This is a genomic window from Lactococcus ileimucosae, assembly GCF_943193185.1.
Lineage (GTDB): Bacteria > Bacillota > Bacilli > Lactobacillales > Streptococcaceae > Lactococcus > Lactococcus ileimucosae.
Window position 1 is genome coordinate 70,588 of the sequence record NZ_CALPDE010000011.1, and the last position, 8,147, is coordinate 78,734.

The following is an 8,147-nucleotide window of genomic DNA, read 5'->3' on the forward strand; positions in this document are numbered from 1 at the left end:
CTAATCTTATTTACTTAATGTAACGCTTGCTTGAATAACATTATCTGCCTCTACAAACGATGGCATAGAAGTCGCACTTGCTTTTGTCCACGTTGCAATAGGGTCTAAACTTGATTCATAAATCATTGTGTAAATATTTCCTGCTTGTGAATCTAGTGTTCCATCAGTAACTAGACGTGACTCTTCAGGAGTCATACCAAAAACGGTTGAACCAAGAGAACCACTAGGAACAAAAGCAATGTCTCCATCTGCAATAAATCGATGTTTTTCATATTTCCCATTCGCTAATTGTTTACGATAGGCTTTATTATAAATTGTGATTGTTGGCAAACCAGCGGCAGTAAGATATTCGTTCAATCCACTCAATGTAGGCATTGTGTTTGATTTTTCAAATTTCTTTTGAATAGTTGCGTTACGAAGAATCTTCTGAGCCGTTAGACCATTCATAATCATCTCATCTGGTTCAACATCTGCTTCGAGAACCCAATCCATAATGTCAACGAGTGGATCAGAAGTTTCTGTAGACCAGTCAGCTTTTTTCTGATTTTCTTTTTTCATTTGATAATCAACAACGGTCTTAATACCATTTTCATCAAGTGTAATTTTCCCTTTTGTCAACACCTCCATTCGCATAGCTTCAATTCGTGCTTTAACCGAGTTAATCATCTGCTCAGTATCATTGAAAATATTCCGAATAGCAAGTTCTTGTTGCTGTTGGAAACCAGGTGCTTTTAACATCAAGAGATTTTCTTCTGACAAACGGATTTTACGTTTAATATAGGCAAGTTCCATATCTGTCATACGCCCTTCACGACTTGCAATTTCCGCTTCTGCATCAAAAGCTGAAACTGATGCTACAACTGGTGTACGATTTCCTGTACGGATATCACGGAAAGTAAAACTAGGTACTTTTACACTAGGGAAAAGTTTGTCTCCAAGATAATCTGTTGTCTGCAAATCGTTGGTAAAAGTGATAAGCTCTTGCGGTGTGATGATTTCATTAATAGTTGCCATTATGCATTTCCTCCTGTTGTTTCTTTCTTACTTTTTGTAGCTTTAGCGACTGTTGAAGGCTGGTTATTTTCTGAATAGAATTTAATACCAGTCAAAGCTGCTTTAGCCTCTGGAGTAGGTGACTCTGGAAGTCGTTCTTCAAGAATATAACCTTCTACAATAACTCCAATAGGTTGTTCTCCCTTGGAAACATCAACGTCATTGATTGTTAAACCAATAGCCGTCGCATCATTTTTAGGATAAAATGAACCTGCTGGGATAATTCCGTCTTCGTTTTTGTTCGGATGTGTTGCATCAATTTGGTGAGTAAAACTGATAAAGTGTTGTGATTGTAAAAAGTTAATTACATCAAAGTTCTTTTTGTCTCGTGTAAACATATATCTATGCTCCTTTTCTTTTATTTGCTTCTGCTGCCATACGCTGACCAAGACTTGTTCCTGTCTTTTTTGGAGATGTTGTTACTTTCTTACTTTTGGTTTCTGAAAGCAATGTTTTAATTGATGTTGCTGTAGTTTCATCAAGTACTTTTTTCAGTAAAGGAATCAGTTTATCAGCTGTTTCTTTTGGTAATGTAGCAATAAATTCTGAGGCTTCTTTGAGAGAATCTTCAGACAGTGCCAAATTATCCAACATAGCCATAGCCTCTTCAATACTGTATGATTCTGTTTTTTCTTCCTCAATTTGTTCTTCGTCAGAATTTTCGGTATCTTCTTCAAGATCAACTACATAATTGTCTTCTTCTTCCTTCTCTCCAGCCGTCTCCTCTAGCTCTTCAACATCATCTTGAATGTTTTCAACAGCTTTTTGTTCTTCCTCTGTCTCTGCGACATCTTGAAACGAGTTAATCGTATCTTTCAAAGCTTGGAGTAAACTTTTTTTATTTTTGGGCATCCTTGCTCCTCCTTTTTAAAATTTCGTTGTTCTTTTCCGCCTGCCACGAGAAAAAAGGCAATAGAAAAAGCCACAGCTTTGATGTGACTTATTGATTATTTTTAATTTTTCTCTCTACATTGGCTTTCCTTCTCTTCCAATAGCCTTTTCCCAAAATATCCTTTAGACGTGACTCACTTTCATAAGGTAACGAGGAACATCTACAAAAGGGGTGTATAGGCGCTCTATTCTCACCAACATTTGCATTTCCAATAGAAAAAATTTTGCCAGATAAAGGTGCGCATTGATTACAAGCACTAGGTTCTGTCACAAACTCATATTCCTTGAATCCTGCTTGACTAAAGCTATCCAATTGAACACTAAGCTGTATATTTGCGCTCTCCGTTATCAATAACCGTAAAGCGCTATTCCGTGATACTTCCAAAGGATGCATTAAACGCATCAACTCCATAGAAAATTTACTTGGATTGACACCGCGTAAAAGCAATTCATTTAAGGATTTTTTCAAAACGCCTCTCGTATCTTCAATATTTATCCAGAGGCGAGTTGACCAATTCGCATTATTGAAAGAACCATTGACGAGTTTTTCTACCAACTTTTTATCTATATTCACAGAATTACCGAGTATTCCAGCCTGTCGTTGATATTCTATGATTCCTTCTTCAATTAGAAACTCTTTGAATTTTGGCTCTAATCGTCTATGCAGTTGATCAAGTTCTAATAAAAGCTTAGCCTTCAACAATTCCAAGCGATTGACACGCATTTTCAAGTTATAAAGTTTCAACTCTGCGTTTGCTTTTTGCGAAAAATTCTTCGTTCTGACATATTGCTCAGCTTTTTTATTAAAAGCTTTCACATCCATTTTATCTGCGGCTTTCATGAAATCAGCCATACTTATTTTTTCAGATTCCAAATAGCGATTGAGTTGTCTTTCAATCTCAAAATTGATGTTCTGTATAGTTTCCTGATATTCAGATTTCACATATTGAGCAAATTCTTTTTCACGTTTTTTTATATTTATGATATTTTCATGTTCGCGCTTAGCCCAATAATTATTTTTCTTCTTCATGAACTACATCTCCTGAGTGATCAAAATAGGCTTCAATTGTAGCGCCCTCATTTGATTGTTGCTCTTCCTCAACTCGTTCAATCTCAGCTTGTGGATCATCAATAAAGGAAACAAGACTATATTTTGTCTGTGTAGAAACTGATGTACCACTATTTATCAACATATTCATCTCATCAACTACTGAATAAGGGATATTAGGTTTAAACACTATCTCTAAAGAACTCAAATCTTTTGTGCTTTCATTGAATTCGAATTGATAAGTTTTTACAAAATTTTCTAAAGCGGTACGTGTAGCATAGGCATTTAAAAAGAGTTGATAACGCTCTTTTGCTGCTTTCTTAAAGTTACTCATCGTTGAGGCTGTAGCCTGTTGAAAACCAAAAAGTTTGTACTTCATAGACTCGCCACTGGTATTCCCTGAGAAGTTTTCATCTGTTAAATCTGGAATGTTCGAAAGGGAAAAAATATCTTTTCTTAAACGTGTTTTATAGCTTTCTATAGCTTGCACATCCAAAGTTCGATAAATATATTTTGCATCAACCTCTGTTGGTTTACCATCGGCATCCAGGCCATTTTGAGCAAAAATAACTTTGTTGCCGTACATTTTTTTATATTCATCTGTATCTTTAAGTTTTCGGATATCCCCTTTAATAACCAAGACTGCATTGACTAAATCATTCAAATGATTCGCTGTATTCGCCTCTGCTATATCGTAAGCATCAATCAAGCTAAGCAAGTCTTCATAGTCACCAGAGCGTGAACGATTGTTTTGATATTCAATCAGAGGAACTCCGTCAAAGAAATGCCTTGTAGAGCCTGCTTTTATAAGTTCGCCCCCTGACAATATATACTCCACAATATTTTCATCAGTGTATAGAGTCACTCGTGTCTCTTCTAACCTATTGCCTTGCCTTGGATAAGTAATATATCTCACACCAGCTATCGGCTCTTTGTCTACAGCATAATCATAAATTACAAAACACTCAAAAACATTAAGTAGTGTAACTCTATCATCTTGTACAAGTTCGTAAGCTCGACCGTATTTAGAAATATCAAGCATTAATTCACTGTTATGCCGAACCATATCGCTGTTTTTATCGAACTCATTAAGCAAGTTTAGTATATCGCTGTCCACATGCTTTAACCTGAGCGGATTACTTGTTGTATAACCTACCTTAAACTGAGTAATCACCTTTCCGAAATTGTGAAAGACTTTTATATTTTCTTTTTCATATTCATTCTTTCTAGAATAGTTGGACATTCTTGTGTTTTTAGCTTTGTAGTAATCGTCTAAAACATTCAGTCGCTTTCGCTGTTTATTTTTATGTTCGTTTATGAAAGCAACTAGGTCATTAGGATTGTCTAATAACTCCTCAAGACTGCTATATCTGAATTGATAATTTGCACTTTCATCATATCGTCCACTTTTACTCAAATTTCGTTCTCCTTATCCTAATAGATACTCAATTTATGAATTTTCTCTGCTCCCTCATCAGCTGTAAGATTTTTCTCAGAGTTTACGATGCTGTCTGTATAAAGTGCGTATCTCATAGCATCCATGACATCATCATTTTCTTTAATAGGTTCGCCTGTTTTTTCATTCCAGACATAGTTATAAACTTCTTTTTTAAATACTTTGACATTCTCCGAGATGTATAGTTTTGATTGATAAAAAAGTTTGGAGATGTGTTCAATTCCTGCTAAAACTTTCTTATTTGCCAATATAGCTTGGATACCTTTATCCCTCATTTTCGCTACATGCTCTGGACGAGCTGAATCACAAAAAAACGGCATGTCTCCATACTCGTCTGTAATTTCAAGAGCAATATCGCACCAGTCATCAATATAAAGCCCTGTGTACGCGTGTTCTTCTAAAAGATAATATTTATCGTTTTTAACTCCAAACACAAGAATAACGCCATTATGTCCCTCAGAAAAGCCAAAGTCGACACCACCAACATAGCGATCGAAATGAATTTTTTTCATTTCTGACAAAGGCATGTAATGCTTTTGTCTATCAAACAGGCCATAGATTGAACCTTGTCCAGAAACCCATAAACCATTGATATCTCGGTCATAGAACATACCACTTGGAGTAGCTGCTTTGATGTTGGCTCGATAGCGTTGAGATAAGAAAGTATTATCATCCAATTTAAAATGGAAACATTTGACATTATCGTTCTTCTTGTCAATATATTCTTTTTTCAACCAGTGCTCTGGATTGTCTGGGTTAGTATCCGCTAAGATACGCGCTCCAGTTCCAGAACAACGTGAAATAATCTCCGCAAATACTTCCTGTCTAGCAAGTGATGCTTCATTAACATAAGCGCCGTAAGCAGTCATACCACGAATTGCCCCCACCCCTCCTATGTTCCCTGTATAGGCTTGAACAACTTTTACACCAAGCAATTTAAAATTTCCATGTTTATCAAATTTAGGGGAAATATTGTACATGTTATACAGTTCCTGTAAAACATTTTTCTGAATCGTACTTGAAGACACACCAGCTAAGATATACATAGGTTCTTTAACTCCTTCGTCATCCGCAATTTTGCGAACACGTCTTAGTTCAAATAAAAAAAGATCGTTATTAATCTTTGTTTTACCAGAGCGCTTTGCGCCATGAAGGAGAGCAATAAACCAATCTTTATTTACCGTTTCTTTAAGTACCTCAATTTGTTTTTTTGTATACACATCACTAATCATCTAACTCTTTTCCTAATCTCCCCAACAGCACGTCAAGCTTCTCTTCAACAGTTTCATTGGTGGCATTCTTAAGAGTCTCAACTCTAAGCTCTGCTATATCAGCCTCGGCAGTAACCTTTCTAAGCTGCTGTTCTAAGAGCTTATCATTACCTGGATAACGTTTAAGGAGTTCCTTCATAGCTTGTATTTGTGTCTTAAAGTCGGGAGTTTTCTCAACTTCTGAACACCCCTCTGCGTTGGCAACAACAACCGTTTCGGTAATTTCAGCCTTAGCTATTAATGAAAGCCTTTCAAGTATCTCCTGTGCGCTCATAATACGCTCAGAAGCTAACTGATTCATACGCTCTTCTATATAGATTTTAATGCTCACATTTGCAACTAATTTATGTGCATTTCCCCGAGCATAACTTTTTGAATAGCCGGCTTTAATAGCAGCTTTTTCAGCATTCCCGAGTTCGATATAAAAGTCTGCAAAGCGTTTCTGTTTCTCAGTTAGTTTCATACCTCCCTCCTCTAGATATGTAAAAAAGCTGCCAGTACTGACAGCTTTAATTTATTAATGATTATTACCGCTCATCTGTTGCAAACGTTCAAATGCTTCTGAATCCTGTAATAATTTAAAATACTCTATTTCTCTTTCAGTTGCTAGCTCCACAAGCCTTGATTCATCATTCTTTGTACTTTTACGAATTAAGGTACTAACTAGATTAGTAAGGGGTTCACCAATACCTTTTTTATAATTAAATCCAAGTGTTTGTAGCACCATCAAAGTATTTAATGATAATAACGGTTCTAATGCTTCAATCTCTGAGAGTTGACTACTAGTTTGCAATGGGTCTTTGGAGCTTTTTTTTATAAATTCTTTAATAGCTGGTATCACTGTATCAACTACAAAGTTTAGGTCATCACTCGTTAATTTTTGAGCAACTAACTCTTCCTGATAGCTTTTGGCGATTATTTCTACTTCTTGCTTTTCATCTAAAATCTCATAGATTAATTCAGTCATCTCAGCAATGGTTTTTTTGTCATCTTTTTCTGTTTTTAATGCCCTTATTTTGTTTGAAATTGCTGTTGCGGTATTTTTGGCCGTTGCTTCAGCTAATCGAACACTCAATTCTACAATAGTTGGGTCAGATAAATCCATGTTTAATTCTCCTTTAACGTTTTCACTAAAATTAGTATAGCAAAAAAAGGGAATAGTTGGAAAAGAAATTCTAATGTTTCCTTTTGTATTCATATAATCTCCTTGTTAGATCTCAAAAAAAGCTACTAATTATATAGCAGCTTTAAGCAGGATAGTGTTTATAAGTATTTTCAAGAGTCAGGCACGCCCTGCAAAGCACCTGCTATTCAGGATAACGGAATCGAACCGTTCTATTTTAGCTTATGAAACTAACGTAACACCTTGCCACCCATCCTGTTTAATTGTGCGGTTTTTCTCCAACCACAATAACACTCTCATTATTAAGCGACTGACTCAATAGGCTCTACTTAAAGGAGCAACTCTCTAAGCTCCTATTGCTTCTCTTTTAACGTCAGGGCTGAGACCGAAACTCACCAACTTTCACATGATACAGATTTAATATGTTAGCAATATAATCTGTTGGGTTGCCTTATGCTACTCGTACTAAGCGCTTTTCTTATACCAGAATTTCTTCTGTTCACGGCAAATCGGATTGTTTTGCAATTACTAAGGTTTTGAAGAAGATTGCAAACTCCTACCACTAACTTAGCCAGACCTGTCAATTTCTTGACCGTCCAATTCTATCCAACGAAAAGACCTATGCTCTATGATTATGTTATTGTGGCACACCTCCAACTTTCACACTAGCTTTTACTAGCCTATCCATCTCTCACGAGTTTCAAGTAACAAATTATAAGGCTATCACCTTACGCTCTGCTAGCTACTTTAGGTACTTCTACCAAAGAAGGCTCTCGGACAAGTATCACCTTGCTTCAACCGAGATGCACAAACGGGACCTGATGGACTCGAACCACCGACCACACGATTAACAGTCGTGCGCTCTAACCAACTGAGCTAAGTTCCCCAACGCTGGTTTTATCGTCCAGCAACGTCTCGCTACGTAAAGTAGCCCCTAACAGTTATGAACAATGTCAGCACTCTTTACTCAACCGAACTTTTTCATGTGTCTTTGCTGAATTGTTCATGCTACCATTATCTCACTTAAAAACGGCATAGAACGGACAGAAAACGGACATCAATTTCTATACTAAATCATGCCACAGAGAATCTCTGAGGAGACTCTTTAAATTCTCGTATTTTCTTCTGGCTGTCCGTTCATCCATATAAAGCCTAGCCCCAATTTGCCACCATGGCTTTTTCTCTTTAAATCTAAGAGTGATAATTGTTCTAATTTCAGGGCTTACAGTGGAGCTATACTATAAAAGTAGACACAAATTAGTGTGTTATAATCTGTCTAAGAAGACACAAAAAAGAAAGGACTTT

General features: G+C 36.4%; 8 protein-coding genes, 2 tRNA genes and 1 pseudogene. All 11 read right to left on the reverse strand.

All coding sequences use genetic code 11. The features are described 5' to 3' along the window. Positions 1-6 precede the first annotated feature (6 nt). Positions 7-1,014, reverse strand: a complete 1,008-nt coding sequence (locus NFR51_RS06290; protein WP_251712884.1) for a major capsid protein — start codon at positions 1,012-1,014, stop codon at positions 7-9. Beyond that, positions 1,014-1,391 (reverse strand): hypothetical protein, encoded by a 378-nt coding sequence (locus tag NFR51_RS06295; protein ID WP_251712885.1) that lies wholly within the window; start codon positions 1,389-1,391, stop codon positions 1,014-1,016. Before NFR51_RS06295 ends, NFR51_RS06290 begins: the two co-directional genes overlap by 1 nt. A gap of 4 nt (positions 1,392-1,395) precedes the next feature. After that, the gene (locus tag NFR51_RS06300) at positions 1,396-1,905 is read right to left on the reverse strand and encodes a hypothetical protein (RefSeq protein ID WP_251712886.1); all 510 of its coding nucleotides are present in this window, start codon (positions 1,903-1,905) and stop codon (positions 1,396-1,398) included. Positions 1,906-1,993: 88 nt separating this feature from the next. Beyond that, positions 1,994-2,974 (reverse strand): minor capsid protein, encoded by a 981-nt coding sequence (locus tag NFR51_RS06305; protein ID WP_251712887.1) that lies wholly within the window; start codon positions 2,972-2,974, stop codon positions 1,994-1,996. Continuing rightward, a complete protein-coding gene (locus tag NFR51_RS06310) occupies positions 2,958-4,409 on the reverse strand; it encodes a phage portal protein (protein WP_251712888.1) in 1,452 nt (483 codons plus the stop codon). The genes NFR51_RS06305 and NFR51_RS06310 overlap by 17 nt, the downstream gene beginning before the upstream one ends. Before the next feature lie 17 nt (positions 4,410-4,426). Continuing rightward, positions 4,427-5,680, reverse strand: a complete 1,254-nt coding sequence (locus tag NFR51_RS06315) for a PBSX family phage terminase large subunit (protein ID WP_251712889.1) — start codon at positions 5,678-5,680, stop codon at positions 4,427-4,429. Further along, entirely contained in the window at positions 5,673-6,182 is a 510-nt protein-coding gene (locus tag NFR51_RS06320; protein ID WP_251712890.1) for a terminase small subunit, read from the reverse strand. The genes NFR51_RS06315 and NFR51_RS06320 overlap by 8 nt, the downstream gene beginning before the upstream one ends. Positions 6,183-6,236: 54 nt before the next feature. Beyond that, entirely contained in the window at positions 6,237-6,917 is a 681-nt protein-coding gene (locus NFR51_RS06325) for a hypothetical protein (RefSeq protein WP_251712891.1), read from the reverse strand. A 112-nt stretch (positions 6,918-7,029) separates the two neighbouring features. Beyond that, positions 7,030-7,101, reverse strand: a tRNA-Met gene (locus NFR51_RS06330). A 553-nt stretch (positions 7,102-7,654) separates the two neighbouring features. Further along, a tRNA-Asn gene (locus tag NFR51_RS06335) sits at positions 7,655-7,728 on the reverse strand. A 178-nt stretch (positions 7,729-7,906) separates the two neighbouring features. Next, positions 7,907-8,059, reverse strand: a pseudogene (locus NFR51_RS11105) (DUF722 domain-containing protein); the annotation flags it as partial. Between the last annotated feature and the right edge of the window lie 88 nt (positions 8,060-8,147).